The following is a 528-nucleotide window of genomic DNA, read 5'->3' on the forward strand; positions in this document are numbered from 1 at the left end:
TCATCGGGCCACCTCCGGGGTGTTCAGGCTCTGGCTGACGAGGTCGGGCGCCTGGGCGCGGGCGACCTCGCGGACGTGCTCGCGGCGCGAGCGATCCATGAAATTGGCGCCCATGGCGGCGAGGTCCGCCGCCGTGGGCTCGATGCGGGTGACCCGCGCCCCAGCGCGGATCAGGGCCTCGACCTCGTCGTCGACGCGGCGGGTCATCGGCTTGCGCAGTGCGCGCTCGAGTCGCTGCAGTCCGCGTGCGGGAGCGCCGCCACGGCTCGACATCGGGGCGACGATGACGACCTCGTCGATCCGGCCGTCCTTGACGGCGGGAAGGAGCAGGTCGGCGGAGGTCGGGGAGACGGTGCCGCCGTCGAGGTGCGGTCGTCCTGCGATGTCCACGGGCGGGAACCAGCCCGGGATCGCCCACGAGGCTGCGATCGCCTGGCCGAGCCCGGCGCTGGGGGAGTCGGCACGGCCGAGCGGGACGCGGTGGCCGGTCCGGGCGTCGGCCGCGACCAGCCAGGTGTCGGGGTGGTC

The 528-nt window shown here is 75.0% G+C and carries 1 protein-coding gene; it reads right to left on the reverse strand.

Annotated features, from left to right (window positions below; all coding sequences use genetic code 11):
• Nucleotides 1-528 (reverse strand): patatin-like phospholipase family protein (locus ACOADB_RS15275; RefSeq protein WP_378600233.1); only part of this gene is annotated, 528 nt, incomplete at its 5' end.

Origin of the sequence: Nocardioides sp. CPCC 206348, from assembly GCF_048654705.1 — a bacterium.
Lineage (GTDB): Bacteria > Actinomycetota > Actinomycetes > Propionibacteriales > Nocardioidaceae > Nocardioides.